We start from the raw sequence: 25,708 nt of genomic DNA on the forward strand, positions 1-25,708 counted from the left end.
AAATCGTACATATTGTCAATAAAGAAAATTTATGATCATGGATGTTAAGCTTCTCGAGACGTTCCGCGCGGTGATAGAAACCCAGTCAATGACCGGCGCCGCGAAACTGCTGGGGCTTACTCAACCGGCCATCAGCACACAGATCGCACGGCTGGAATCCCAGATCGGCTTTCCTCTCTTCGAACGCGTGAATGGACGCCTGAAAGCCAGCAGGCAGGGGCGGCTCTTCTATACCGAGGTTCGGCACGCCCTCGGCATGATCGAGCGTCTCACGCGGGACGCGGAGGGCATTCGCAAAGGCGTCACCGAATCCGTCACGATTGCCAGTCACCCCAGTGCATCAATCTCGATCCTGCCGGCTATCGTGGCGGAGCTACGGCGACGCCGTCCACTTGCCCGCGTTCGCATGATCAACCGAAGCTCCGAGGAAGTGAGGGCCATATTCGAAGCGGGCGGTGCCGACATCGCGATAGCGGAATGGCCGATTCATATCCCCGATATCGACCTGCGACGGCATAAGGTTCCCTGCGTCGCGATACTGCCAAAAGACCATGATCTTACCAAAAAGCGGGAGATCATTCCTGCTGATCTTGCCGGCGAATCCATGATCGGCATGCAAGTCTCCAGGCTGATAGGTCATCAGGTGCAGAGCGCATTCGTCGAGCAAGACGTTGAGTTTGATCCTGGGATTGTCAACGAGTATTTCAGCTCGATTTGCGCGCTCGTCACCACCGGCTGCGGGATTGGCATCGTCGACCAGTGGTCGGCACAGATGTTCGAGCCGCTCGGCCTCGCGATACGGCCCTTCAAGCCAACCATCATGTACGAGATCGGTGTTTTTGCGCGGCTGCAAGCCACGCCAGTACCGATCATCGATGAAGTGATCGCGCTGATCGACCAGAGGCTCGCAGCGGTCGAACCGATTATCAATTGTGACGGAGACGCATAATGCTGGATGCCTCGAGGATCTGGGCAGATCTGAGTGCCATCTGCGATACCGGCGGCCGCCAGACCGGCACTGAGTCCGAGTTGACGGCGACAGAGTTGCTGGCGCGCCTGGGTGAGGAAGCGACGGGTGTGGCGCCATGGCGGGAGGCGTTCCCCTATGATGGATGGGCCGGCTGCGGGGCATCGCTGACGCTGGGGAACGGCGAACGCCTGCCTGCAAATCCCCTGCTGCGCTCAGTCCCAACGCCGGCGGGCGGCCTGGAGGCTGAAGTCATCGATCTCGGACGCGGCACGCCCGAGGAGTTCGCGGCTCATCGGGGCGAGATTGCCGGCCGCATCGCACTGGTACGCCATGAATTGATGTTCGCCGCCGGTACTGTGCATCGCCGCATGAAATACAATGCCGCGGTCGAGGCGGGCGCGGTCGGTTTCCTCATTGCCGGCCCACTCGCCGGCAACCTCGTTGCGGGTTCCTCCGGACGTGGAAACGAGGCGGGGATTCCTGCTGCTGGGGTTTCTCCCGAAACTGCAGCCATTCTCGCCCGCACGAGTGCTGGCTACGCCAGGATTCGATTGGAAGTCGATGGGTTCGACCAGCCCGGATCTGCAACCAATCTTATCTTTGATCTTAAGGGCCAGACGCAGCAACAGGTGGTCTTGTCCGCACACATTGACGGCCATGCCCTCGGCGAAAGCGCGCTCGACAACGCCTCGGGCCTGGCGGTTGCGCTCGCGGTCGCCCGCGAGTTGCGCCCGAAAATGGAGAACCGGAAGCGTTCGCTTCGCCTCGCCTTATTCAATGCCGAGGAATGGGCGCTGACGGGGTCGGACATGCATCTCCAGCGCCAGAGCGCAGCAGAGCGGAACGCAACGGTCCTGAACGTGAATCTTGACACTGTCGCAGGCGGCGATCGCCTGACTGCCCTGACCTCCGGCTATAAAGGCATTGAACCGTTTCTGTTAAGCTGTTCCGAAGCGGAAGGCGTACCGCTTGGCCTGTTCCGTCCGCTTCAGGTCAACTCCGATCACGGCAACTTTGCGCAGGCCGGAATCCCCGCATTCAGGCTGGTCGATGGGTTCAACAACCATATGGCGAACACCCGCCATCTGCTGACCACGCTGGATCGCCGCGACCTCGCCACGCCAGAGGAATTGTTGCGTTCAGCAAGACTGACCCTGGAAATCGTTCGCCGCGCGCTGGACGCCACCGACGAAGAAACGGACGTCTGGCGCAATGCTTCGTAGCGGTGTTGTCACGTTATCGGAAAATGATTGCGCCGATAGCGGTGGGGCTTGAATTCACGCGAGTTCCCCAACCGCAACTTTCCATTCCGCTGTTCCGTATCCGTGGCGTAGATGCCGGTCAGGTTGACGTGTTCCCAACTGAGCGGTGAGACGTGCTTGAGCAGCATGTCGGGAACATTTCGCCCCCCTCGCTTCAGATGAGTGACAGCGCGATCGAGGTAGATGGCGTTCCAATGGACGATGGCGCTGACGACGAGATTGAGACCGGAAGCGCGGAACGCCTGGCTCTCGAATGAGCGATCACGGAATTTGACCTGGATCCGGGACAGTAGTCCACGCTGACTGTTAGACAGATCACTGTTTTACGGAAACGGTGATCTGCTCTAACGTCTTGTTTTACCGCATTTATGCGGACGTCAGGTGATTCCACTGACTGCAAAATGCTCTAGCTGGGGTAACTCTCGAGCTGGACCACCAAACAGACCCCGGTCAGCACAGCACGCCGTCATCGCCCTGCTTTAGAATGAACGCCTTCTGCGCGTCCGAAAACTTCATTGTTTTCATCGCTATCCGCTCCATCCCAGCCAGGGAACCCTAAGCGGAAAACTCTGACCAAGAACGATCCAGTTTGCGCGGATCAGTGCATTTGCCATCTTCGGTCGAGCGCATCCCCACCTAATGCGGATCTGATTTTCTACAACAATTCCATATTCTTGCGGAGGGTTATCTCCTTCATCATTCGAAATTCAATTACCAAAAATGCAATAACCATTGCATGATTTTATATTTATGATAATTCTTTTGCATGAATTGATGAGGCTCAGATGGCACAGGCGACCTCTTTCAGCACCGCACTCGAAGCGTTTGACGGGAAGCTGACAACGGCGGACCGGACACTCATTTCCATCATTTTGAACGACCCGGAAGCAGCTCTCTACCGATCGGCATCTGAGCTGGCCGGCATGGCCAAAGTTCATGCCTCGACGGTTGTCCGTCTTGCGAACAAGCTTGGCTTCGACGGCTATCCCGATATGCAGGGCCATCTTCGTCAAGATGCCCGGTTCGGAACCCAGACAAGCGACAGAGCTCAACTTAGGCGCGACCAGATTGAGCGTGGTTCGAACCTGGCGAAGCTAATCGAAAGCGAGATCGCGGCCCTGGCGGCCATCGCGAATACACTCAGCCAGGATCGGATCGACGAAGCGGCCGAGTATCTGCGCGAGGCGCGGACCATATTCATCTTCGGCCGCGGCAGCGCCGCCCCGCCGGTCGCGCATCTCGACCGGCGGCTGCGAAGGATTGGTTGTCGCACTGAAGTCGCTCTCAACATGCAACGACGTGACCTTGCCGAGCATCTGATGGCCGTTCGCAGGAACGATGCCGCGGTGATCTTCGCCTTCCAGGCACCACATTCCTTGCCTGCCGGATACGGCGCCATGATCGAGCACATCGCGGAAACAGGCGCGCGCTCGATCGTCATCAGCGACGCGACCGGACCGACCCTTCGGCCGCGACCGGATCTCATCTTGAGCGTCACCCGCCCCGATGAGGGGGAGATGCAGCTTCGCTCCGGACCTTTGCTGGTTTGCGAGGCGCTGGCCATGACACTGGCGCATCAGGACCCCGAACGGGCCGTGAAAGGACTCGAAGCTCTCGAGACACTGCGGACCAGGCTCAACAACCACAAGGATTGAGAATGACAAGTCTTTCCCTGTCGGATCACCGCTTCCGCGCAAATTCGATGCGCAAGCTCCTTGATCCCGTGAACATTCTGATGATCGGGTTTCTTCTGGTTCTGGTCTATCTCGTGATCTGGCCCTTTATTCAGTTGGCTCTCCACACCTTCACCTGGGGCGACACCGACGGCAGATTGTCGCCTGACGCGGTTCCGGGCGCGTTCACCTGGTTTCACTGGCTCCAGGCAACCGCAGGACCGCTGTCGGGGAAGATGCTCTACGGACCGCTGGTCAATACGCTCGTCACGGGCATCGTCTCCACAATCCTGGCGCTCGTGACCGGCGGCATGCTCGCCTGGTGCGTCGTCCGATCTGACATGCCGGGAAAGCGCTGGCTGCAACCGCTCCTGACCCTGCCCTACATCGTCCCGTCCTTCGCCATCGCGCTTGCTTGGGAGACGGTCTTCCGCAGTCCAAAGGTCGGCGGCCAGCCTGGGCTCTACCAATCGCTGATCGGCGCCGCCCCGCCGGAATGGCTCTCCTATGGCGCCGTGCCGATCTCGATCACGCTGGCCATCCACTATTTTCCCTTCGCGTATCTGCTGGTTGCGGGAGCCCTCGCCACCATCGATTCGCAGATGGAGGAAGGCGCGCTGATCTCCGGCGCCGGCCGGCTGACCATCCTGCGCCGCATTACGTTTCCGGTGGTCGCACCTGCTTTCGCGGCCGCGTTCATCCTGACCTTCGGCAAGACCATCGGCCAGTTCGCCCTGCCCTTCCTGCTTGGCGCGCCGACCCAATACCACACGGTGGCGACGATGGTTTACGCCAACCTCGCGCTTGGGCTCGACTCCCTCGCCTTTGTCCTGGCGATCGTGCTGATCGCCATGTCGCTGGCGGCGATCTGGATGTCCAACCGTTTCGTCGGCAAGAAGTCCCGGCGGTTTGAGACCATCAGCGGCAAGGGTTTTCGCAGCCGGGTCATCGCGCTCGGCGGCTGGCGCTGGCCGGTCTTCACGGCGGTCGCACTGTTTGCTTTCGTCGTCGGCATCCTGCCGCTGATCCTGCTCGGCGTACAGTCGGTCATGCTGATCGACGGCTTTTACGGCTGGGAGAACCTGACCGCGCATTTCTGGCTCGGCACGTCGAACCCCAACATCGCCTTCGGCGAGCCCGGCGTGCTGCACAACAGCAACATCCTCGGCGCAACCTGGAACACGCTGAAGCTGGCCTTCATCACCGCCATCATCGCGTCGGTCCTTGGGCTGATGATCGCCTATATCGTGGTCCGGCGCGGCGACAATCCCCTGGCGCGGCTGCTCGATCAGATCGCCTTCATTCCCTTCATGTTCCCCACGATCGCCTTCGGCGCGATGTATCTGACGCTTTTTGCACAGCCCGTCGGCCCCATCCCGGCGCTCTACGGCACCTTCACGCTGCTCATCCTGATCTCCGTGGTCAGCCGCCTGCCCTACTCGGTCAAGACCGGCGTGTCGGCCATCACGCAAATCGGCAAGGAACTAGAAGAGGCCGCCGAGCTGGCCGGGGCAAGCTGGTCGCTGCGGTTTCGGCGCATTGTGATGCCGCTGGCCAGTTCCGGCCTGGTGTCCGGCATGATGGTCAGCTTCGTCGGGGTGATGCGCGAGCTGTCGCTGATCATTCTGCTGATCACGCCATCCACACGCGTGCTGATGACCGTTGGGTTCGGCTACGCCGAAGAGGGACTGACACAGCTTTCCAACGCGCTGGTGCTGATCGTCGCCGTCCTGACCATGATCGGCGAGCTGATCCTCTGGGGCATCGGCAAGGGCCGCCTGGCCCGGCTGCGCGAAAAACAATCCTGAGGAGGAGAGGGAAATGTCGAAGATTGAGATCCGAAACCTGGTCAAGCGTTACGGCGACGCCACGGCCCTGAACAATGTCTCGCTCACCATCGAAAGCGGCGAATTCCTCGTCCTTCTGGGACCTTCGGGTTGCGGCAAGACCACCCTCTTGCGCTGTCTCGCCGGCCTGGAGACGCCCGATGACGGGGAAATCGTCATCGGCGACGAGATCGTCTTCTCCTCCGAGAAGGGCATTCTCATACCTCCCGGCAAGCGCAATCTTGGCATGGTGTTCCAGAGCTACGCGCTCTGGCCGCACATGACGGTGCGCGACAACGTCAAGTTCGGCCTCGATGTTCTGAAGATGCCCAACGCGGAGAGCCATCGGCGCATCGACCAGGTCCTGGCCGATCTCGGCATGGCCCATCTCGACCAGCGCTATCCATCGGAGCTTTCCGGCGGACAGCAGCAGCGCGTCGCGCTGGCCCGGCTTCTGGCGACCCGGCCGCCCGTCTTCCTCATGGACGAGCCCCTGTCCAACCTCGATGCGCGACTGCGCATGGACATGCGCGTCGAATTGAAGCGCATCCAGGGCGCTACCGGCGCGACGACCGTCTACGTCACCCATGACCAGACCGAGGCGATGACGATGTCGACGCGGGTCGTCGTGATGAAGGACGGCAACATCCAGCAGGTCTCACCGCCGCGGCAGGTCTACCGCCAGCCGGAGAATGTCTTTGTCGCCGAATTCATCGGCATGCCGCGCATCAATCTCGTCGAGATGCAGCGCAAGAGCGCCAGCCGCTATGGCAATGGCGACATCCAGCTCGATCTGGACTGGACCCCGGAGCCGTCAAACATCGTGGTCGGCGCACGGCCGGAGGACCTGACGCTATCCGCCGGCGAAGGACCGGGACAGCCCTATGACATCACGGCGGTTCTGCCGAACGGTCCGGAGACGATCGTGCAGCTTACGCGCGGCGCGACGGCTGTCATCGCGCGCGTCGGCCACGACACCGAACTGAAGCAAGGCCAAACCGTTCATGTGAGCTTCGATGCCGAGGCCCTGAACATCTATGACGCGAGCACGGGCGCGATGGTGCGGCGCCCGGGCGACAGGGACGCAACTCCCCGCACGCTTACCTACGCACCCACACAAGGGAGGAAGAGTAATGAAGCTGTCAGCATTTAAGTCGCTGATGCTCGCCACCGCCATCGCCGTCACGGCGACGGCGGCGATGGCCGACGAAGCCTGGCGCAAGCGCGCGGGCATCGGCGAGTTCGCTCCGGCCGCGCAGAACTGGGAGGAGATCGAGGCTGCGGCGCGTGAAGAAGGTCAGGTGGTCGTTTACTCGGTCTCCTCACGCATCGCCAAGCTGGTCGACGATTTCCGCGAACGCTACGGGGTCGAGATCATCGGCCACGATATCCCCTCCGATCTCCAGATCGAGAAGCTGCGGCGTGAACACAAGTCCGGCGTCTACGGCGTCGACGTGCTGTTCAATTCCGAGTTTCCTATGCTTCTGAACGAGGCCCTGCCAAACGAGCTGGTCTGGAACTTCCTGCCCGACAGCGTGACTGGCGATCTTGCTGAGAACGAGAAGTCGCCCCTCCTCGTCCAGCGGCACAGCAGCCGGGTGCTGTTCTACAACACGGCCCTCAACCCCAACGGAGCGCCGGTCGATTCTCTCTGGGATCTCACCCGCCCCGAATGGGCCGGCCGGACCCTGCTTCCCAGCCCGCTCGAGGATGGATTGTCGGCGAACTTCATCCAGACGATCCTGGCGCATCCCGACGAAATGGCGGCCGCCTATGAGCGGGAATTCGGAGCGCCGATCGAATATTCCGAAGCCGTGATCGAGGCTGTCACCAGCAATCCATTGGTGGACGAGCCAAACGCTTCGATGGAATGGCTGCATCGCTTCCTCAGGAACGAACCTGTCTTTCAGGGATCAACCACGAAGATCTTCCGCAACGTCGCAGATGTGAAGCAGGAGAATCCGCCGGTCGGAATCACCAGCTTCTCGAAGATGCGCTCCAATGAGGAAGGCGTTTATGCGGCCGCCCCGATGATGAATCTCGATCCGGTCTTTGGGGTCACCTATCCCACGGCTCTCATGATCGCGGATATGGCGCCTCATCCGAACGCAGCAAAGCTTCTGATCCGCTACATGATGGAAAAGGACGGGCTCGAGCCCTGGAACGAACCTGGCGACTATGCGGCCCGTTCCAGCTTCGAAGCCGATCAGGTCAAGGAATTCGACCTGCCGCCGTTCGAAACCCTCAAGCTGTGGCCAATCGATCCCGACGAAATCTATTCCTCCAAGCATAACTTCCTGGCGCTCTATCTCGCGCTTGGTTGAGATCGGTATCGCCCCGGCCGGATCGCGAACCGGGGCGACCTCCTCCAAGCCCAAATCATCCAGTATCCGCAGGAAAGGACACACCTTGACCATCGATACAATACTGTTTGACGCTGGCGACGTCCTCTACAGCAAGCCGCGGCGCGACGCCGAGGTGGCCCGGTTCCTGACCGAACGGGGGTTTCCCGCTCCTGCCCGGAAAGATCCCGTTGAACGCGGAATGCGTCTTGCAGCGCATGCCGGCAAGATCGACGCCCCAGCGTTCTTCGGTTGGCTCCTGGCGCATTATGGCATCACCGATCCGGACCAGATGGCTGACGGGTTGCGCCTGTTGCACGAACAACAAGGCGACGTCCAGTTTTTCGACGGGGTCGCCGACACGCTGCACGCGCTGAAGCAGCGCGGTTTCCAGCTTGGCATCGTGACCAACACCTTCAACTCCCGCGATGAGAAGACCCGCTGGTTTCGCAGCGTCGGCATTCACGACATCTGGGACAGCTATGCAGATTCCCGGGAACTGCAGATCGTCAAGCCCGAACCGGAAATCTACCTGGCTGCCCTGACGCCTCTCGGCGTCAGCCCGGGCAATGCGGCTTTCGTCGGTCATGCGCAATATGAACTGGACGGCGCCAAGGCGCTCGGCATGACGACAATTCTGTTCAATCCAGATACGGATGCAAACAAGGCGGATTTCTCGGTCGAGAGCTTCACTGATCTACTGGCTCTTCCAGTCCTGCAGAGATCGCGCCGGGGCACCTCCCCTTCCAGCAGCAAAGCCGATGTCAGCCAGACAGGGACCGCGCACGCGTCCGAGGGCTAAGCCATGACGACATCGCTCATCTTGATCAAGTTGATCGGGGCCGCCACGCTGCTTGTCTGGTCGGTTCGCATGGTGCGAACGGGGGTGGAACGCGCCTGCGGTTCCGAACTCAAGGACCTCCTGCGACAGGCCGGCAACAGACGGGCCGTTTCTGCGCTCGCCGGCACCTGCCTTGCCGTCTTGCTGCAAAGTTCGACCGCCGTCGCCATGCTGTCGGCGGGTTTTGTGGCCAGTGGTTTCCTCAGCGCCTCGACGGGCCTGAGCCTGATGCTCGGCGCGGATCTCGGATCCGCTCTCGTCGTTCAGGTACTATCGTTCGACTTGAGCTGGCTCACGCCGGTGCTGCTTGCGACGGGAGGAGGGTTGTTCCTGAAGTCCCCCACCCGGCTGCTGAAGCAAATCGGCCGTGTACTGATGGGGATCGCGTTCGTGCTTCTGTCGCTTCAGCTCATCGGCGAGGCCACTGCACCTTTGCGCGGCAGCACTATTCTGCCAACGATCACGCGGTCGCTGGCGGGGGACATCATCATGTCGTTCATTGTCGGAGCGGTCTTTACCTGGTTGGTTCACTCCAGCGTTGCCACCATCCTGCTTATCGCATCGCTTGCCGCACAATCCCTGATCCCGCTCGAGTTGGGAGTTCCGCTTGTGATTGGCGCGAATGTGGGAAGCGGACTGATCGCAATCGGGCTTGCGCGCGGTCTTGACACGGAAGCACGCCGTGTTCCGGCTGGAAACTTTGCCTATCGCGCCATTGGCGCTGTCGTTCTCCTGGTAGCCGTAGCCCAATGGCCGCATCTGCTCGACGCTCTTGGCCAGAGCACAGAGCGGCAATTGGTCAATCTACACCTGGCCTTTAACGGGTTCTTGCTGATTGGGGCCTTGCCGACGGTTACCCTTACGGAAAAGCTTCTGCTGCGCATGATGCCGGTCCCGCAAATCCGGTCTCAGGATGATGTCGGGGATAGCGCGCGGTCTGCCCTCGATCGCACGGCCCTCGACACCCCTACCCTCGCCCTCGCAAGCGCAACGCGCGAGCTGCTGCGCATGGGTACACTCATCGAGAAAATGTTCGCTCCGCTGATGCACATATTCCAGACAGGCGATCAAGCAGCCATCCTGCGCTGCCGCAGGACCGATGCACAGATCCGGAACATTCAGTCCGACCTGAAGATGTTTCTCGCCGAGCTTACTCGGCGTGAGATGCGAGCTGAAGATGCCGAGCGATCGATGGAAGTCGCAAGCATAGGTGTGAACCTCGAGCATGTCAGCAGCCTCATTTCCAACAATCTGCTGCGGCTGGCGGAGCAGAAGCGCAATCAGAAGCTGGTGTTTTCCAGGGATGGGATGGAGGACATCACGCGCATGCATGATCGGGTCCTGGCCAATCTTCAACTCGCACTCAACATCGTGGTGTCAGGCGATCCGGATGCGGCGCGACAACTCGTGTCGGAAAAGGACAAGCTCCGGGATATGGAGCGCGCCAGCCGGGAACGCCACATGAAACGCTTACAAAGCAGCATCCCGGCGAGCATCGAAACCAGCAGCATCCATCTGGAAACGATCCGCGATCTAAAACAGATCAATGCGCTGCTGACCACGGTTGCTTATCCCCTTCTCCGGGAGCGCGGCGACCTTCTTGAGAGCCGGCTAGTAATGATTCCTGACGAGTACGCCTAGCTGTGCTCTGATTGCTCTGATCTGCCACGGACTCCGCGCTGAAGTGGAAGAAACGCGGGTCTCAGGTCAAGGCTGGGACGGGGGAACCTGCCGCACAGGCGGGGTTCCTCGTGCTTATGGAGAAACCGGAACCAGGCATCGAGCCTGTTTCCGGTTACTCTGGCAGCAGCCAGGCAGGTGGTGGTGGGGGCCGTGGATCGACATCAACAGCCCGGCAATCATCCGGGTCATCGACCGGTCGCGACAGCAACCTCACGCCGGCCGACGTCCGGTCACGTAGTTGACCATGGCGCGCGCGATCTCCCGCTCGCCCATGACAACGGTATTCGCGCCGAGCTTTGTGAGATGTTCCACCCCCGCGTCGGAATGCGCTCTGGCGATAATGTCGATCGAAGCACTCGCTTCTCTCGCCTGAAGGACAATTTGCCCGGCCTCGAAGGCATTGGGGATTGCGATAACCAGTCGGCGCGCAGCGGCAAGATTCGCCGCATGGAGCACATCGGGCGCCGCGGCATTGCCGACGACCGTCTCGATGCCACTTTCTCGGAGCGACGAGACGGCCTTGTCGGCATCCTCGATCACGAGCAGCGGTTGTCCGCTTTCCTTCAGCTCTTGTCCGACCAGACTTCCGACCCGACCGAAGCCGACGAGGACGTTGTGCGCCGTCAGCGCCGTCAACGGGATGGGAGGGCTATTCGCGTGAATCTTCGATCTTGACCCCTCGTCGCGAGCCGCCGTTCCTTCCTGCTCACGACCCGGCTTCATCCAGTCGATGGCGGCAAAACACAACGGATTGAGAAGAATAGAAAGAATCGCACCGGCCAGGATCAGGTCTCGCCCCTGCTCCGGCAGCAGATTTAGCCCCACGCCGAGTTCGGCGAGAATGAAGGAAAACTCGCCGATCTGCGCCAGGCTCGCTGAAATCGTCAGTGCCGTCTCGGCCGAGTGGCGGAAGAGCCTGACGATCAGAAAGGCAATGATCGACTTGCCGAGAACGATGATGAACAGCACACCCAGGACGGGAATCGGGTCGCGCATCAGGCTTGTCGGATCGAACAGCATGCCGACGGACACGAAGAACAGAACCGCAAAGGCGTCGCGCAGTGGCAGTGATTCCTCGGCCGCGCGATGGCTAAGCTCGGACTCGCTCAAGATCATGCCGGCAAAAAATGCCCCGAGGGCGAGCGAGACGCCGAAGAGTTTCGCCGCGCCGAAGGCAACGCCAAGTGCAATCGACAAAACGGCAAGGCGAAACAGCTCGCGCGATCCGGTATGCGCGATGTAGTGCAGGATCCATGGAATGACCCGTCGCCCGACCAGGAGCATGAAGGCGACGAAGGCAACCACCTTGATGATCGTCAGGCCAAGCACACCCCAAATGCCCAGGCCAAAACGGGCTGCAATGGGATCGCTTCCGGCTGCGTCGCTCGTTCCCAAGACACTTGCCAGCGCCGGCAACAGAACGAGAGCGAGAACCATCGCGAGATCCTCGACGATCAGCCAGCCGACGGCAATTCGTCCACGCTCGGTGTTGATGAGTCGGCGCTCCTGTAAAGCGCGCAGCAGAACGACCGTACTGGCGACGGAGAGTGCGAGACCGAACACGAGGCCCGCCCCGATCGACCATCCCAGCCACCAGGCAAGGCCAGCCCCCATAGCGGTCGCCGCCGCAATCTGGGCAAGCGCTCCTGGTACGGCGATAGCCCGCACCGACAGCAAATCCTTGAGCGAGAAATGCAGCCCCACACCAAACATGAGCAGGATGACGCCGATCTCCGCGAGTTCCGGTGCTAGGCTCTGATCGGCCACAAACCCGGGCGTGTGCGGACCGACCAATACGCCCGCAACGAGATAACCAACCAGAGGCGGAATGCGTAGCCGATTTGCGACGGCTCCGAGGACAAAGGCGATGCCGAGTCCGGCGACGATGGTTGCGATCAAGGGTGTGTCATGGGGCATGCTGCAAGAGCCTTCTGAGTATTGTTCACTTTGATGCGACTGTGCTGATTTTGCCAGTAGCCCGCCCGAACATTTCGGGCGGGCTACTCGTTGTTGGGTTTTGGGGATTGTTATCCCTCCGGCGCCAACTCCGGATCCGTCGCGGCCACCCGTGCGCGCCGCCGCTTGCGCCAGTCGCCGAGGAAGAGAAGGATCGGAGCCGCAATGAACACGGATGAACTTGCAGCCACGATGATGCCGAACACCATCGGCACAGCGAAGCTCTTGACTGCGCTGCCGCCCCAGATCGCCATCGGCAGCATGGCGAGAAAGGCCGTGATCGACGTATAGAGGCTGCGCGCCAGCGTCTCGTTGATCGATTTGTCGATCATGTCGCGTAGGCTCATTTGCTTGTAGAGGCGCATGTTCTCGCGCATGCGGTCATAGACGACCACCTTGTCGTTGACCGAATAGCCAACCAGCGTCAGCAGCGCGGCAATCGCCGTGAGGTTGAAATCAATGCCGGTCAAGGCGAAAAAACCGACGGTCTTGGTTACATCAAGCACCAGTGTCGCAATGGCGCCCACGGCAAACGGCCATTCGAAACGTGCCCAGATATAGACGAGCATGGCAAGACTCGCGAAGATAACCGAGAGAATGCCGGCGGTAGCAAGCTCACCGCTCACCTTCGGTCCGACAACCTCGGTCCGCTCGACGGTCGATCCCGGCGCGATCTGCGAGAGTCTTTCCCTGATCTTTTGCACCCCCGCCGTCTGCGCCTCCTCACCGCCGGGCTGGCGTTCGGCGCGCAAGAGCACGGTCGACGCATTGCCAAACTCCTGCAAGGCAACCTCGCCAAGACCGAGTCCGTCGAGGCCCGAACGCAACGTCGCAAGATCGGTGGGGCCTTGTGTCACCACCTCCATCTGAATGCCGCCGCGGAAGTCGACGCCGTAGTTGAGGCCGGGTTTGACGAACAGCCCGATCGAGACGAGCGACAGGATGACGGAGACGGCGATCCCGACGAAGCGGCCCCGCATAAATCGAATACTGGTACCGTCGGGAATGAGCTTGATGCCGAACGCAGGCTCGATGACGAGCGTCTTCAACCGCCAGCGACCCACGATCGCAGTCATGATGACGCGCACGATCGACACGGCTGTGAACATCGAGATCACGATGCCGAGTCCCATGGTGACGGCAAAACCCCGGACCGGTCCGGATCCGAACCAGAACAGGAGAGCGGTGGCGATCAGCGCCGTGACGTTGGAGTCGACGATCGTCGCATAGGCGCGCTTGAAGCCAGCGTCGAGCGCCGCCAATGCGCCGAGACCTTTGCGCGTCTCCTCACGGATTCGCTCATTGATGAGCACGTTGGCATCGACCGCGAGGCCGATCCCGAGCACGATACCCGCTATACCCGGAAGGGTGAGGGTGGCGCCAAGCAGACTGAGCGCCCCAAGAGTCAGCAGGACATTCAGGGTAAGCGCCAGATTTGCCACGAGTCCCCAACGGCCGTAGAGCGCGATCATGAAGGCGAAGACGAGGCCGAAGCCTATGAGACCTGTCTTCAACCCCTTCTCAATTGCATCGGCGCCGAGATCGGCGCCGACCGTGCGTTCCTCGATCACCGTCAGCGGCGCCGGAAGCGCGCCCGCGCGCAGCAGGGCCGCGAGGTCCGATGCCTCAGCGACGGAGAAGTTTCCGCTGATCTGGCCCGAGCCCCCTGTGATCGGCTGTTGGATCACCGGCGCACTCAGCACCTTTCCATCAAGCACGATGGCGAAGGGCCGGCCAACATTTTCCGTCGTGATCTTCGCGAACTGCCGCGCACCCGCGGTGTCGAAGCGGAACAAAACGATGGGCGCATTCGTCTGCTGATCGAAGCCGGCGCGGGCATCGCTCAGCCGTTCACCGGACAGGGCTACCCGATCCTCTATCGGGTAGCGTGCCTGCCCGTCGCTCGCCGGCAACAAACTGACGCCCGCCGGCACCCGCCCGGACGGATCGGCCCCGGACAGCATGTGAAAACTGAGCTTCGCGGTACTTCCAAGCAGCTCCCGGATGCGCGCAGGATCCTGGACGCCGGGCAACTGAACGAGAATGCGGTCGGTCCCAACGCGCTGGATGCTCGGTTCGGCGACACCGACTTGGTCAATGCGCTGGCGGACAATCTCGAGGCTCTGCTCGGTCGCGGCGTTGACGCGATCCCGCATACCTCCCTCTGTAAGCGTAAGGCGCACCTGGCTCCGCCCATCAGGCGTTACCGTCAGATCGGCACCCCCGACCGTGCCAAGCGAAAGGCCGCCGACCGGGTTCGCAAGCTGCCGCAATGTGCCGACAGCATCAGCCTGCCGTCCCGGATCCTTCAGCGCGATAACGACGGCGTCTCCTTGACGGCGGATGGATGTGGTCTCGATCCCTGCTTGCCGCAGCTCTTGCCGCGACTGGCGAACAAGATCCTTCAGGCGCTCCTCAACGAGCGCCTTGGCATTGACCTCGAGCACGAGATGCGATCCGCCGCGAAGGTCGAGTCCAAGCGTGATCTGCTGTTTTGGAAACCGGCCCGGGAGGGCGCTGAGCTGAGTCGGCGTGAGAAAATTTGGGAGTGCCACGAGCAGGCCGACAAAAACGACGGCAAGATAGACCGCAAGCAACCAGCGGGAGGTGCGCATGATGAGAATCCATGTATCACGGCGCCCGCGCACGGACCCAGTCCGCCGGCGACACCGATCGTGAATAGAGGAGTGTTGTGTTGGGGGACGCCGCCAAGCGGCGTCCCGGGTCAGACCGCGCGAACCGGCGGTGCGCGCGCGTCAAACCCAAGCGTCGGAGCAATCAGCTCAATCGCACGCTCGGTCGAGAGAAATTGGGCATGCCCGCTGGGAGCGACGAAAGGAACGTCACTGGGAAGCAATCCAACCGGATCGCCGCCTTTAGGCTTCGGCGACCCGGCACGCTCCTTGCCTGGAGCGCGCCATTCGAGCATAGCGACGCGCGCAATATCGCGAACGCGAAGGGCAGGATCAGCAGCTCGTGCGCCTGTAGCGAGCTCTGCATCAGCTCGCAATGGCCCCGCTCCGGCCCGTTGGCCAGGCGCTGAGATCCATTGCAGCGAGGCGAGCACAACCAACAGCATGATCGGCAAAAGAAGAGCCCGTACCCTCAAGCCGGTCTTCTCCTTCAAACGATTCCTGCTTTCGCGCGCTTCGGTCATCCAGTTGCTGTTGTTCGAGTTATTTCACTTCGATCATCCAACCTAAGTAGTGGAGTTTTCACCCTACCGCCAGAACTTCTCCACGCTGGCCCACGTCCCCATTGATTTCTCGACGGGGTCGTGCGGGCCTGCTGCCGGTTTTTCGGACACGAGGTTAAGCTAACATAGCTCGTTCCTCGAACTCCACGGGGCTCAGGTAGCCCAGTGTCGAGTGCCGGCGCCGCGGATTGTGGAAGCGCTCGATGTAATCGAACACATCCGCCCTGGCGTCATCCCTCGTCCTGTAGACCTTGCGAGCCGTCCGCTCGGTCTTGAGCGAGGAGAAGAAGCTCTCCATCGCCGCATTGTCCCAGACATTGCCCGACCGGCTCATCGAGCAGATGATGCCGTGGTCGGCCATCAGGCGCTGGAACTGCTCGCTCGTATATTGGCTCCCCTGGTCCGAATGATGCATGAGGCTGTCGGGCCTGCCTCTCCTCCAGATCGCCATGATGAGGGCGTCCGTGACGAGCTGCGCCGTCATCTCGGCTTTCATCGCCCAGCCGACGACGCGGCGGGCGAACAGGTCGATGACGGCGGCGACATAAAGCCATCCCTCGGCGGTCCACAGATGGGTGAAGTCGGCCACCCACTTCCGGTTCGGAGCCGATGCCGCGAACGCGCGGTTGAGAAGGTTTTGCGATACCGCTGCCCGCTCTCCTGTATCCTTCGGCAGTCCCCGCCAGCGTGGTCGCGCCCGCAGGCCGTTCTCCCGCATCAGCCGCTCGATGTGGTGCAGGCCGCACGAGACCCCATCGGCGAGGACATCGTGCCAGACACGGCGTGCACCATAGGTGCGATCGCTGCTCTTGACGCTGCGGTCGATCGCGCCGAGGAGCGCCTGTCGTGCCGCGACCGTGCGCTGGGAGCCCGGGTGAGCCAGGCATGAAAGCCCGACCGCGACACATCCAGCGCTTCGCAGAGCCATGCCGCCGGCCAGATCGAACGTTGCTTTGCAATGAACGCGAACCTCATATCGCGTCCTTTGCAAAGTAGGCTGCGGTCCTTTTTAGGATGTCACGCTCCGCCTTGAGCTTTGCGACCTCCTTGCGCAGCCGCTCGATCTCGACCTGCTCCGGTTTCATCTGCCCGTGACCGGGAAACGCACGCTGCTGGACGGCTGCCAGTTCCCTGACCGATTTGCGCAGCACATTCTCATGGAGATCAAGATCGCGGGCAGCCTGGGCGACTGACACGCCTCATTCCCGGACCAGTCTCACCGCCTCAAGCTTGAACTCGCCGCTGAACTTCCTTCTCCGCATTCACAAACTCCGGCTTCGTCAAAAACATCTTATCTCGGTGTCCAAGAAACCGGCAGCAGGCCAAATCTGATCTCTATGGCCGATATGGGGACGCGTAGCTGCCGTGGGAAATCGCGGCGTCCAAGGGCGGCTATCCTCAAGCGGCGCCCCGAAACCTACTTTTCCCTACTCCCACTCAATCGTGTTGACCAGGCGGAACAGATAGTCCCGATCCTCCATGAGATGATCGAGGCTCAACTGCCGCTCGACCGGGGTGCCGTCCTGAACCGAGCCCGTCACGAGCTGGCTCCCCGCCGAATGAGAATAATTACCGCCACTTTTATACCCCCTCGATATTCTAGGAACGCGTCGCCCCGGTCGGCACGGTTCGCGACAATCAATTACCCGCCGGCCGTTGCTCTGAACCACTCGTCATTCGTCATCTTTCCGGCCGCATAGAGATAGTGAGCTTCGAGCCGGTTTCGAGCCTGTTCCCCGCTCGAACCGGAGCCTACGTTGAGGCGAAGCTTTTTTGCCATGGCTGTCTTCGGTCGAGCCATCGCAGTGAACCTCTCCTTGCCACCCCGCGGATCGGATTCAATGACGACGTCGTAGTCCTCGAACCGCGGGAAACGCGGATCGTGCGGACACGGTCTGTCTAGCGAACCGCCATAACGTCGGAAACCGCACTCGAATTCTTCGACGACGTCCCTATGCTTTTGTTCGTCATCCATGGGGGCATCGGCGCGTATTGAGAGCGCCGCACCACAATGAGGGCACCGATATTCTTCGAGTTCAGATTGAAGACCTTCGATTTCGGCCTGGAGCTCGGCAATTGCGGTGCCATTCGCCAACCGTTCGAGCTCGGCGCGGGGGTGCGCCGATTAGAGATCCGGTCGGACAGCGCGCAGAATCCGGATCGCGGCCTCCATCGCGTCCACTTGGCTCGTATCGATCGCGAACTTGTCGGCGAGGGACGGGCTGAAATACGAGACATCCTTCTTGGTGACGCCATGCCAGACAGGAATGATCCGGATATCCTGGTCGACGTCGCGGCTAACCAGGCCGCGAAGCTCGTGCTGCGTCCAGTTCCACGAGATAAAGGCCTGGCTGATCACAACGATACCGAATCGCGCGTTAGCGATGCCTCGATCGATCTGCTGCGAAATGCTGTCGCCGAGCTCGAAGGAAAACTCGTCGTACCATACCGCAACGCCCAACCTGCGAAGCGCCTCCGCGAGAGGCCGAACGAAGGCGTCCTTGTCCGGTGACGCATGGCTGATGAACACGTCCGGTTTGTCGGTCACGCAACGGATTCCTTTTTTGCTTGCGCCAGGAGCTTGTCTCTGGCCGCAAGGATCTGGTTCTTCACATCATGGGACAACTGAACATTGGCCAGAAGCCAATCGCACACGCCAGCGAGACCAATTGCGTCGCTGGCCCTGAGCCGGCCGCTTTCCGCATGGACGATGATACGGCGATAGAGCACCGGGTTGTCGGCCGACCAGCCATTGCGCAGCTCACCATGATCATAGTCATCGGGAGCGAAAGGCAGGTTGTGAGTAAGGGCCGCCTCCCGCACGGCTTCGGTGCCCTTGCGACCGATGAGATCGTAGAACTTGGTGCCGACTCTGCGCAGCACGGATTTTGGATGCGCGATGAGCATCTGCCGGAAGGTCTTGTCGTTGGGCGCATCTGCTCGGCGCCCCCAGAACGGCGCGTCGAGAGGGACGCAGAGCTGCCGCACCGCGAACACCAAGACATCGAGCTTGTGCAGGTCCTCGGGCTGCTGCGAGAAACCGAAGACATTGTACCGATTTTCGGCTTGGCCCAGCCCGTTCAGCCGTCCCAGAAAATCCTCGACGGACTCGTCGCGCCAACGTTCCATCTGGAGGTCCGACGGGCGCTCGAGCGTCTGCGGGAAGTGGTCCGGGGCCAACGACCGCACTGTCGCAAAGAGCTTGATGATGTCGTGGCCATATTTACTCCCGTCGTCGGCGAGCTTCGCCGACAGGCCGTTCACGAGCAGGACCGCCTTCAGATGCTTTTCCAGGGCATGCAGTGCGTTCCAGTAGAAATCGAGGTAGAGGCGATTGAGGAAACACCAACGAGCGACCACGTAGGTCTGGTCGGCGGTCTTCAGGAACAGCTCCTTGGCAATGTCGTGCTTGATCGCCGCAAACTCGTCAGTCGCCGATGAGAGTGACGTGGAGGTCATGCCGAGAGGCCCTCCTCGTCAGCTCCCTCGAAATGATCGGATACCATGCCGAGGCTGGGCATGCTCGCGGTCGTACCCTCGTGTCGATGGAGCAAGCCTGCATCCTCGAGTGCTTCCAGGTCGGGTAGATCGCGCAGGGTTTCCAGGCTGAAGTGCGATAGAAACGCTTTGGTCGTCACATAGGTGAATGGCGCTCCCGGCGTCGGGCTGCGCGGCCCGGCGGTAATCATGTTCTTGTCGCGCAGCGCCCCGATCACATCGCGGGAGGCTTCGCGGCCGATGATGTCGGAAACTCCGCCCCGGGTGATCGGCTGATGATAGGCGATCGACACCAGCACCATGAGCTCCGTCTGGGTGAAATCGATATGCCGATCCGGCAGGGCCATCGAAGCGTGAATCGCGTCGGCATAGGCCGGTCGCGTGCGCATCTGCCAACCGCCGGCGACGCCGACCACGTCATAGGGCTTGCCCTTGAGGTCGGCGCGGATGTCCTCGATCAAGAGCTCGATACTGGCCTCGCGACCGACGATGCGGGCGAGCGCCGGCCGCTCGACCGGCTGCGGTGCGGCGAACAGCACCGCCTCGATGCGGTTCATCCATTCGCGCCAGCGAATCTCGACCGGCAACTCGGCGAGTTCAGGATCGAAGGCCAGGCTTCGGGATTGCTTTGCGCGCTTCGCCATGGTCACAACCCATAGAGCCGGAAGGTCGGACGGCCGCTGAGCTCGCGCACTGCACCGAGGTCCTGCAGCCGTTCGAACAGCCGCCGCGCCCCGCGCTCCGACAATTTGGCGCTCGACCACGACGCCGGCAGCACGTCGTCGTCGAGCAGCAGCTTCACCACGTCGGCGGACCCCTTGGCCCGCAGCTTCGGCGCCACCTCGAGGACCCGCGCGGCCCGCCTGCCAAGGTCGGCGCCGAGATCGCAGGCCTCCGCCGCCGCCTGGGCATAGACGAGCAGCACCACCCTGCCCCAGCCCTCCCCTCCCGGACGAATGCGCCGGCGCGGCGCGCCGGTCTTGAACGCAGAAGACGCCACATGCCCCATGAGCAAGGGCACCGGCAAGGGCCAGCGGAGTTTTTGCGCCAGCATCGCATCGGCCAGCCAGAACGCCAGCAGTTCCGCATCCGGCCGCGCCCGGTACAGCTCGGCACCAAGCTCGGCCGCCACCACCGGCGCCGGCCGGGGCGAGCCGGCCAGGTCCTCGGCATTGGCGAGGACATCGGCGAGCGCCTCGTCCCATTTCACGTCGAGCAGATCGGCGACCGGCCGGATCGCCTCCTCCTCCAGACCTGTCGATCGGCCCGCGAGCCGCCTCCAGGCAAGCAACACCTTTCCGGCCGGTCCCGGATCGTCGCCGGCGGCGCGGAACAATTGCGCGTCACGGAGCGCCGGCTCCTCTTCCGTTCGCCCCAGCAAACGCAGCGCCGCCGCCGCCGATTTCAGGGCGAGGCGCTGCCGCCAAACCCCGGCCCAAACCGGTTGGCTGCGCACCAGATTGTCGAGTGAATTCAACGCCGCGCCGGCGAAATAGCCGGCGTCCGCATCGCGCTGGACGTCGCCGCGCGGCCGCGCCCAGGCCGGCACTCTGGGGACGATGTCGCGGTCGACAGCAGCCAAATCAGCATCAGATTTCATGGTGAGAGGCTAGCACATGACGGCGCTTTGTGCCATATATTTGCGGGAGAACCGCCCTACCTGTCGGTGATTAAAAACGACCGATAATCTTGCATTATCGCTCGTTTTATGCGACCCATGCAAAATGGCCTCTCTCGTCGCGCAAGATGCTGAAAAGCGTGCTCGGGGACACCCCGCTCGACAAGAGAACGCGTTTCAAGGTGTCGTGTAAATTGGGGCAGAATGCGCTATATAGGTAGAAGATAGATAAATAGGAACCAAGGAACACCCTATGGCCCTCAGCATCAAGGACCGTGAAACAGAGCTTCTCGCGCGGAAACTCGCCGAGCGGACTGGCGAGAGCATCACCCTTGCAACCAAACGCGCGCTCGAGGAGCGGCTGCGCCGTGTGGGATCCGATGCCCGCAAGGCGGCACTCCTGGAAGATCTCGCCGCCATCCGCCGGCGCTGGAGTATCCTGCCTGTCCTGGACAGTCGCAGCGCAGACGAAGTTATCGGCTACGACGAGAACGGACTGCCGAACTGATGGTCATCGACACCTCCGCCATCGTCGCCATCGCCCTCAACGAGCCGGAAGCATCATCGTTCGAGCAACGGATCGCCGACGATCCCGTTCGCCTTCTATCGGCCGCGACCCTGCTCGAGGCAGCCATAGTGCTCGAGACGCGCCTCGGTGAGCCGGGTGGCGCCGAGCTCGACTTGTGGCTGCACAAGGCCGACGTAGAGATCGTTGCCGTTGCGGCGGAGCACGCCGATCAGGCAAGGCGTGCCTGGCGGCGCTTCGGCAAAGGCCGACATCCCGCCGGACTCAATTATGGCGACTGCTTTTCCTATGCCCTTGCAGCCGTGACCGGCGAAGCCCTGCTCTATAAGGGCGAGGATTTTGCCCGAACCGACATTCAGGCGGCAGGAGGTTCGTGATGACTGCACGATCACCGCTTTCCGACTACGATCTGCCCGACATTATCGATATCGTTGCGGAAATGGGCCAGACGCCAGCCGAAGCCCCCTCCCCTCCCCCGCAGCCGGCGTCCGATCTACCGGCCCATCTGGAGACGCTCGCCGAGCGCGCGCGCAACTATGTGGAGGCCGCAAGCTCGGCCAACACCCGCCGCGCCTACGCGTCCGACTGGCGGCATTTTTCGAACTGGTGCCGGCGCCAAGGCCTTGAAATGCTTCCACCAGATCCGCAAACCGTTGGGCTCTACATCACCGCCTGCGCTTCGGGCACGGCGACCGGCGACACGAAGCCCAGTTCCGTGTCAACGATCGAACGACGCCTTTCCTCCCTTTCCTGGAATTATGCCCAGCGCGGCCAGCCATTGGACAGAAAAGACCGCCACATCGCGACGGTCATGGCCGGCATCCGCAACACGCACGCCGCCCCTCCCCGGCAGAAGGAAGCAATCCTGCCCGAGGATCTGATCGCCATGCTCGAAACGCTCGACCGCGGCACGCTGCGCGGCCTGCGCGATCGCGCCATGCTGCTGATCGGCTTCGCTGGCGGCTTGCGCCGCTCCGAGATCGTCGGCCTCGACTTGGGCCGAGATCAGACCGAGGACGGCCGCGGCTGGATCGAAATTTTGGACAAGGGCCTGCTGGTTACGCTGCGCGGCAAAACCGGTTGGCGCGAAGTGGAGATCGGCCGCGGCTCCTCCGATGTCACCTGCCCCGTTATCGCTCTGGAGACCTGGCTGAGGTTTGGCCGTATTGCCCATGGGCCGCTGTTTCGGCGAGTGAACGGCCAAGGAAAGAAGGTCGGCAGCGAGCGGCTGAACGATCAGGAAATCGCCCGCCTCGTCAAACGGACCGCCATGGCCGCCGGCGTACGCGGCGACTTGCCGGAAGGCGAGCGCGGAAGGCTCTTTGCCGGACACTCATTACGGTCTGGCCTCGCCTCATCGGCCGAGGTCGATGAGCGCTACGTGCAGAAACAGCTTGGCCATACCAGCGCCGAAATGACCCGAAAATACCAGAGACGGCGCGATCGCTTTAGGGTCAACCTCACCAAGGCGAGCGGGCTCTGAAAAGCCCCCTCCCGCTTTCGGATCCCGCATGGCGGTTCGGGCAAGCGGCGACAGGAGCGCCGGGCGGTCCATATCGATGATTTCGTAAACCGTTCCATCAACACGATGAATCGGTCGCGCCGGATCGATTCATCGAATGCGTTGGACCCGTGGGCCCGTCTCGGCGAGCCTCCGGGCCATGCAGAACAACCGCCACCAATGTCTCCTGACCCAGTGCGACCCGGCCCGAAACAGGGCGCGGTTCTATGCGCTGTCGGTGGAACCCAGCCTGTTCGGCGATGCGGCGCTGGTCCGCCAATGGGGACGGATCGGCACACACGGGCAAATGAAGATCGAGCTGTTCGAGACCGCCGCCGCCGCCGAAACCGCCCTCGCCCGCCTGGCCCATCGCAAACAGCGACGCGGCTATCGGGGCTGAAAGCGCTCACAACCAGGATGCGGGATCCTTCGGCAGGCGGCTTTCGGGATCGACGACCGCCAGTATCGGGGCATCCTTGCCGTTCCAGCGCCACAGGGCGACACAACTGCCGCCATGCGACATGAAGGAGGGATAGGTCACGCCGTCGAACCCCTCCGCAAGCAGCTTATCACGCGCCCGGTGCGTGTCCGGCACCTCCCCTGCATCGAGCATGGCGCGCCACTCGCATTGGTGCAGGTCTGTTGCAAGTCCGAGCGCCCGCAGCGCATCTTCAACGGTGAGATCCGCCAGCCGCGCGCCTGTCAGCAGCAATTGGGCAATCAGCGCCGGGTGCTGGACAAAACCCTGATTGTACTCGGCCCAGGCCGTCGACAATTCACGCGCGGCATAGATCGCCGGCGTTCCCACCGGGTTCCAGCGCCCGCCGAAACGCGCCGCACCCTCGCCCGACAGCGGTGCATGAGCCCAACGCGGCACATAGGCGCGCCACAAGGTCTCGGACGTCGGCGTGTCAGGCATAGACGCCGGCGCGCACGGCTTCAAGATAGGCAAGCACCTTGTTGGCCTTGCCCTCGCCGACCAGATCATAGGCCGTCTTGCCGGCCCAGCCGGGGATTGGCTGATGCTTGAACCAGATCACTGCGCGATGCTCATCGCCGGCCATCGCGCTCGCCATCGCCAGGATGCGCACCACCGGGCTCAACGCCTGGTCGACCTTGCGCTGGCCGGATTTCGCCGTCAGCGTGTTGCGGGCAACGCCGACGAGGCGCGCCAGCTCGGCCAGCGTCACGCCGAGAAGCTCCGAAACCCGCCTTGCGGACAGGAAAGGCGCGCTCTTTTCGGCGAAATGCGCCGCTGCAAAGTCCAGTTCGGCCGCTGTCATGGGTTCATCCTCACACATATTGAACGCATATTGATCGAATACCGAACGATCCACTGTCAATTTATGCGCAAAATGTGTTCGGTTCAAGTCCCGCCACTGCCCTGTCCTGCGGCAACCGCCTTCCGCCGCGCCGCAAGCAGCGCATTCAGCATCGGCTTGACGGAGAAAGAGCCGCCCTGGGCACGCTCGGTCAGCCGGCGCAGATACCCGCCCGGCGAGCGGATCGCTTCGGCCCGTTCGAGCATCGCCGCAATGGTGATCGCCGCGTTGATCTCGCCCATTTCCGTCCGCGCTTCAGCCCAGGCATCGGGGGAAACGCCAAGCATGGAGCGCACCGTCTCGGCAGCCTTGACGAAATCCCGCCAGCCGGTCAGCCCGCCGGGCGCGTAATCGCCCATTTGCGGGCAGGCGGACGTCGCCACGTCAAAGCCGATCGCCGGCGCCCGGTCCTGCGTCCCATCGTTGCCGCCAAGCTTCACCCGCTCCGGCCTTTCGCCGGCCGCCTCTCCCCGTCGCAATTGCCCGTTGGCAACCGCCGCCTTCGTTTCCAGTTTCAGCGCTGCCCGCTCTTCAACAGTTTCTGTGCCTTTTTCAAATTGGGAGTCTGGGTTTGAATTATGAATATGGCGCTCATTTTGATGGTCATTGCCGCTCATATTTGTGGAATCATCATACAGCACCATAGCGTCGGACGCCGCCAGATCGGCCTCGCTCAAACCCTCGATATAGGCACGCTCGACCTCATGGCGCAGGCTGGTCAGTCCATCGCGGCGCAGTTTCAGCGTCTCCCAGTCCGTGTTGCGGCCAAGCCGGCCGGACAAGTGCGCCAGGCGCTCGGCGAACGGCGCGAAGGAACGCCCCCTGCCCTCCTCCTCGGCAGCCCGGACAATGGCCGCGATATCGCGCAGATGGATCGTCACCTCGCTCCTCAGCGCGCGCAAGGCCCGTGCATGACGCCGCGTCTCGACGGCGAACGTCTCGATTTCGGCGGCGCGCAGCACCAGCGGCGAAAGATCGAAGCCGAAGGCCTCTTCCACCTGCCCGTCTTCGCCGCGCCGCGCGTAACGCTTTCCATTGGCGCTGTCGCGGCGCGTAATCAGGCCGGCGTGCACCAGGGCCGCCAGATGCCGGCGCAAGGTCGCCGGCGCCATGCCCCGGGCACGCAGCGAAAGCTCGGCATTGGACGGGAAAACCACCAGCGCGCCGGCCGGATCGAGCAGCCGCTCGCTGTTGAAACTGACCAGCGCTTCGAGCACGACGATCGCCCGGTCGGCCAGGCCGAGCATCAGCCGCGCCTCGGTGACGGCCCGCAGCAATTGCCATTTATCGACCGCATTGACCGCCTCGCCCCCGGTCTGCCCGTCCTGATCGGCCGAGACCGCGTCGAGCGCCTTGCGGGCGCGCCGCACCTGCTCATTGACGATGAATTGGGCGCGCGCCAACCCCTTCCCGCCGAAAGGCGAGATCGCAAATCTGTCCGTCATTGTCTTACCTTTCAATCGGCAAGAAAAAGACACCCACCGGAACGTACCG

The 25,708-nt window shown here is 62.1% G+C and carries 23 protein-coding genes and 2 pseudogenes; 12 read left to right on the plus strand and 13 right to left on the minus strand.

Annotation, left to right across the window (positions count from 1 at the left end; all coding sequences use genetic code 11):
• Positions 1 to 31: 31 nt before the first annotated feature.
• Together AB843_RS04145 and AB843_RS04150 are read left to right on the plus strand one after the other, a co-directional pair.
• The gene (locus AB843_RS04145; RefSeq protein ID WP_048645548.1) at positions 32 to 949 is read left to right on the plus strand and encodes a LysR family transcriptional regulator; all 918 of its coding nucleotides are present in this window, start codon (positions 32 to 34) and stop codon (positions 947 to 949) included.
• Positions 949 to 2,193 carry a M28 family metallopeptidase gene (locus tag AB843_RS04150; RefSeq protein ID WP_048645549.1) on the plus strand — a complete coding sequence of 415 codons (1,245 nt, stop codon included), beginning with the start codon at positions 949 to 951 and terminating at the stop codon, positions 2,191 to 2,193. Before AB843_RS04145 ends, AB843_RS04150 begins: the two co-directional genes overlap by 1 nt.
• Positions 2,194 to 2,201: 8 nt before the next feature.
• On the opposite strand, the pseudogene AB843_RS24800 reads toward AB843_RS04150, so the two are convergent.
• Positions 2,202 to 2,504: pseudogene (locus AB843_RS24800) on the minus strand (Tn3 family transposase); the annotation flags it as partial.
• 513 nt (positions 2,505 to 3,017) lie between these two features.
• Here AB843_RS24800 and AB843_RS04155 point away from each other — a divergent pair.
• The 6 genes from AB843_RS04155 (at position 3,018) to AB843_RS04180 (ending at position 10,555) form a co-directional block, all read left to right on the plus strand.
• Positions 3,018 to 3,887: a MurR/RpiR family transcriptional regulator gene (locus AB843_RS04155; protein WP_048645550.1), complete on the plus strand. Its 870-nt coding sequence runs from the start codon at positions 3,018 to 3,020 to the stop codon at positions 3,885 to 3,887.
• A gap of 2 nt (positions 3,888 to 3,889) precedes the next feature.
• Positions 3,890 to 5,713, plus strand: a complete 1,824-nt coding sequence (locus AB843_RS04160; RefSeq protein ID WP_048645551.1) for an ABC transporter permease — start codon at positions 3,890 to 3,892, stop codon at positions 5,711 to 5,713.
• A gap of 13 nt (positions 5,714 to 5,726) precedes the next feature.
• Entirely contained in the window at positions 5,727 to 6,884 is a 1,158-nt protein-coding gene (locus tag AB843_RS04165; RefSeq protein WP_048645552.1) for an ABC transporter ATP-binding protein, read from the plus strand.
• Entirely contained in the window at positions 6,865 to 8,055 is a 1,191-nt protein-coding gene (locus AB843_RS04170) for an ABC transporter substrate-binding protein (RefSeq protein ID WP_048645553.1), read from the plus strand. Before AB843_RS04165 ends, AB843_RS04170 begins: the two co-directional genes overlap by 20 nt.
• 85 nt (positions 8,056 to 8,140) lie before the next feature.
• Positions 8,141 to 8,875 carry an HAD family hydrolase gene (locus tag AB843_RS04175; RefSeq protein ID WP_048645554.1) on the plus strand — a complete coding sequence of 245 codons (735 nt, stop codon included), beginning with the start codon at positions 8,141 to 8,143 and terminating at the stop codon, positions 8,873 to 8,875.
• Between the two features lie 3 nt (positions 8,876 to 8,878).
• Positions 8,879 to 10,555 carry a Na/Pi cotransporter family protein gene (locus AB843_RS04180; RefSeq protein ID WP_048645555.1) on the plus strand — a complete coding sequence of 559 codons (1,677 nt, stop codon included), beginning with the start codon at positions 8,879 to 8,881 and terminating at the stop codon, positions 10,553 to 10,555.
• Positions 10,556 to 10,807: 252 nt separating this feature from the next.
• On the opposite strand, the gene ybaL is transcribed toward AB843_RS04180, so the two are convergent.
• From ybaL to AB843_RS04230, 9 genes and pseudogenes are all read right to left on the minus strand, one after another.
• Entirely contained in the window at positions 10,808 to 12,514 is a 1,707-nt protein-coding gene (gene ybaL / locus AB843_RS04185) for a YbaL family putative K(+) efflux transporter (RefSeq protein WP_048645556.1), read from the minus strand.
• Positions 12,515 to 12,624: 110 nt separating this feature from the next.
• A complete protein-coding gene (gene secD / locus AB843_RS04190) occupies positions 12,625 to 15,168 on the minus strand; it encodes a protein translocase subunit SecD (protein ID WP_048645557.1) in 2,544 nt (847 codons plus the stop codon).
• Between the two features lie 110 nt (positions 15,169 to 15,278).
• Positions 15,279 to 15,710 (minus strand): hypothetical protein, encoded by a 432-nt coding sequence (locus AB843_RS25455; RefSeq protein WP_157384419.1) that lies wholly within the window; start codon positions 15,708 to 15,710, stop codon positions 15,279 to 15,281.
• A 154-nt stretch (positions 15,711 to 15,864) separates the two neighbouring features.
• Positions 15,865 to 17,011: pseudogene (locus tag AB843_RS04200) on the minus strand (IS3 family transposase).
• A 380-nt stretch (positions 17,012 to 17,391) separates the two neighbouring features.
• On the minus strand, positions 17,392 to 17,844 hold the full coding sequence (locus AB843_RS04210; RefSeq protein ID WP_157384420.1) for a hypothetical protein: 453 nt from the start codon (positions 17,842 to 17,844) through the stop codon (positions 17,392 to 17,394).
• A 30-nt stretch (positions 17,845 to 17,874) separates the two neighbouring features.
• The gene (locus AB843_RS04215; RefSeq protein ID WP_053086093.1) at positions 17,875 to 18,297 is read right to left on the minus strand and encodes a toll/interleukin-1 receptor domain-containing protein; all 423 of its coding nucleotides are present in this window, start codon (positions 18,295 to 18,297) and stop codon (positions 17,875 to 17,877) included.
• Entirely contained in the window at positions 18,294 to 19,208 is a 915-nt protein-coding gene (locus AB843_RS04220; RefSeq protein ID WP_048645560.1) for a hypothetical protein, read from the minus strand. The genes AB843_RS04215 and AB843_RS04220 overlap by 4 nt, the downstream gene beginning before the upstream one ends.
• Entirely contained in the window at positions 19,205 to 19,891 is a 687-nt protein-coding gene (gene scpB / locus AB843_RS04225) for an SMC-Scp complex subunit ScpB (RefSeq protein WP_048645561.1), read from the minus strand. Before scpB ends, AB843_RS04220 begins: the two co-directional genes overlap by 4 nt.
• 2 nt (positions 19,892 to 19,893) lie before the next feature.
• Entirely contained in the window at positions 19,894 to 20,847 is a 954-nt protein-coding gene (locus tag AB843_RS04230) for a DUF1403 family protein (RefSeq protein WP_048645562.1), read from the minus strand.
• Between the two features lie 271 nt (positions 20,848 to 21,118).
• Between AB843_RS04230 and AB843_RS04235 the strand changes: the two genes are divergently transcribed.
• The 4 genes from AB843_RS04235 (at position 21,119) to AB843_RS04250 (ending at position 23,292) form a co-directional block, all read left to right on the plus strand.
• Positions 21,119 to 21,373, plus strand: a complete 255-nt coding sequence (locus tag AB843_RS04235; protein ID WP_048645563.1) for a type II toxin-antitoxin system VapB family antitoxin — start codon at positions 21,119 to 21,121, stop codon at positions 21,371 to 21,373.
• The gene (locus tag AB843_RS04240) at positions 21,373 to 21,768 is read left to right on the plus strand and encodes a type II toxin-antitoxin system VapC family toxin (RefSeq protein ID WP_048645564.1); all 396 of its coding nucleotides are present in this window, start codon (positions 21,373 to 21,375) and stop codon (positions 21,766 to 21,768) included. Before AB843_RS04235 ends, AB843_RS04240 begins: the two co-directional genes overlap by 1 nt.
• The gene (locus tag AB843_RS04245; protein ID WP_048645565.1) at positions 21,768 to 22,874 is read left to right on the plus strand and encodes a site-specific integrase; all 1,107 of its coding nucleotides are present in this window, start codon (positions 21,768 to 21,770) and stop codon (positions 22,872 to 22,874) included. The genes AB843_RS04240 and AB843_RS04245 overlap by 1 nt, the downstream gene beginning before the upstream one ends.
• A 178-nt stretch (positions 22,875 to 23,052) precedes the next feature.
• Positions 23,053 to 23,292 (plus strand): WGR domain-containing protein, encoded by a 240-nt coding sequence (locus tag AB843_RS04250; protein WP_048645566.1) that lies wholly within the window; start codon positions 23,053 to 23,055, stop codon positions 23,290 to 23,292.
• A gap of 6 nt (positions 23,293 to 23,298) precedes the next feature.
• Here the strand turns inward: AB843_RS04250 and AB843_RS04255 are convergent, their stop codons facing one another.
• The 3 genes from AB843_RS04255 to repC form a co-directional block, all read right to left on the minus strand.
• On the minus strand, positions 23,299 to 23,838 hold the full coding sequence (locus tag AB843_RS04255) for an RES family NAD+ phosphorylase (RefSeq protein WP_425286796.1): 540 nt from the start codon (positions 23,836 to 23,838) through the stop codon (positions 23,299 to 23,301).
• Entirely contained in the window at positions 23,804 to 24,175 is a 372-nt protein-coding gene (locus AB843_RS04260) for an antitoxin Xre-like helix-turn-helix domain-containing protein (protein ID WP_048645804.1), read from the minus strand. The genes AB843_RS04255 and AB843_RS04260 overlap by 35 nt, the downstream gene beginning before the upstream one ends.
• Positions 24,176 to 24,258: 83 nt before the next feature.
• The gene (repC, locus tag AB843_RS04265; RefSeq protein ID WP_048645568.1) at positions 24,259 to 25,659 is read right to left on the minus strand and encodes a plasmid replication protein RepC; all 1,401 of its coding nucleotides are present in this window, start codon (positions 25,657 to 25,659) and stop codon (positions 24,259 to 24,261) included.
• Between the last annotated feature and the right edge of the window lie 49 nt (positions 25,660 to 25,708).

It is taken from the genome of Nitratireductor soli (assembly GCF_001050155.1).
GTDB lineage: Bacteria > Pseudomonadota > Alphaproteobacteria > Rhizobiales > Rhizobiaceae > Nitratireductor > Nitratireductor soli.

Coding starts and splice junctions, on each gene's coding strand:
- secD (WP_048645557.1), bottom strand. CDS start 15,168: ATGCGCACCTCCCGCTGGTTGCTTGCGGTCTATCTTGCCGTCGTTTTT.
- AB843_RS25455 (WP_157384419.1), bottom strand. CDS start 15,710: ATGACCGAAGCGCGCGAAAGCAGGAATCGTTTGAAGGAGAAGACCGGC.
- AB843_RS04155 (WP_048645550.1), top strand. CDS start 3,018: ATGGCACAGGCGACCTCTTTCAGCACCGCACTCGAAGCGTTTGACGGG.
- AB843_RS04160 (WP_048645551.1), top strand. CDS start 3,890: ATGACAAGTCTTTCCCTGTCGGATCACCGCTTCCGCGCAAATTCGATG.
- AB843_RS04230 (WP_048645562.1), bottom strand. CDS start 20,847: ATGAAATCTGATGCTGATTTGGCTGCTGTCGACCGCGACATCGTCCCC.
- AB843_RS04240 (WP_048645564.1), top strand. CDS start 21,373: ATGGTCATCGACACCTCCGCCATCGTCGCCATCGCCCTCAACGAGCCG.
- AB843_RS04180 (WP_048645555.1), top strand. CDS start 8,879: ATGACGACATCGCTCATCTTGATCAAGTTGATCGGGGCCGCCACGCTG.
- AB843_RS04150 (WP_048645549.1), top strand. CDS start 949: ATGCTGGATGCCTCGAGGATCTGGGCAGATCTGAGTGCCATCTGCGAT.
- AB843_RS04145 (WP_048645548.1), top strand. CDS start 32: ATGATCATGGATGTTAAGCTTCTCGAGACGTTCCGCGCGGTGATAGAA.
- AB843_RS04165 (WP_048645552.1), top strand. CDS start 5,727: ATGTCGAAGATTGAGATCCGAAACCTGGTCAAGCGTTACGGCGACGCC.
- AB843_RS04250 (WP_048645566.1), top strand. CDS start 23,053: ATGCAGAACAACCGCCACCAATGTCTCCTGACCCAGTGCGACCCGGCC.
- AB843_RS04235 (WP_048645563.1), top strand. CDS start 21,119: ATGGCCCTCAGCATCAAGGACCGTGAAACAGAGCTTCTCGCGCGGAAA.
- AB843_RS04245 (WP_048645565.1), top strand. CDS start 21,768: ATGACTGCACGATCACCGCTTTCCGACTACGATCTGCCCGACATTATC.
- scpB (WP_048645561.1), bottom strand. CDS start 19,891: ATGGCGAAGCGCGCAAAGCAATCCCGAAGCCTGGCCTTCGATCCTGAA.
- AB843_RS04220 (WP_048645560.1), bottom strand. CDS start 19,208: ATGACCTCCACGTCACTCTCATCGGCGACTGACGAGTTTGCGGCGATC.
- AB843_RS04170 (WP_048645553.1), top strand. CDS start 6,865: ATGAAGCTGTCAGCATTTAAGTCGCTGATGCTCGCCACCGCCATCGCC.
- ybaL (WP_048645556.1), bottom strand. CDS start 12,514: ATGCCCCATGACACACCCTTGATCGCAACCATCGTCGCCGGACTCGGC.
- AB843_RS04260 (WP_048645804.1), bottom strand. CDS start 24,175: ATGACAGCGGCCGAACTGGACTTTGCAGCGGCGCATTTCGCCGAAAAG.
- repC (WP_048645568.1), bottom strand. CDS start 25,659: ATGACGGACAGATTTGCGATCTCGCCTTTCGGCGGGAAGGGGTTGGCG.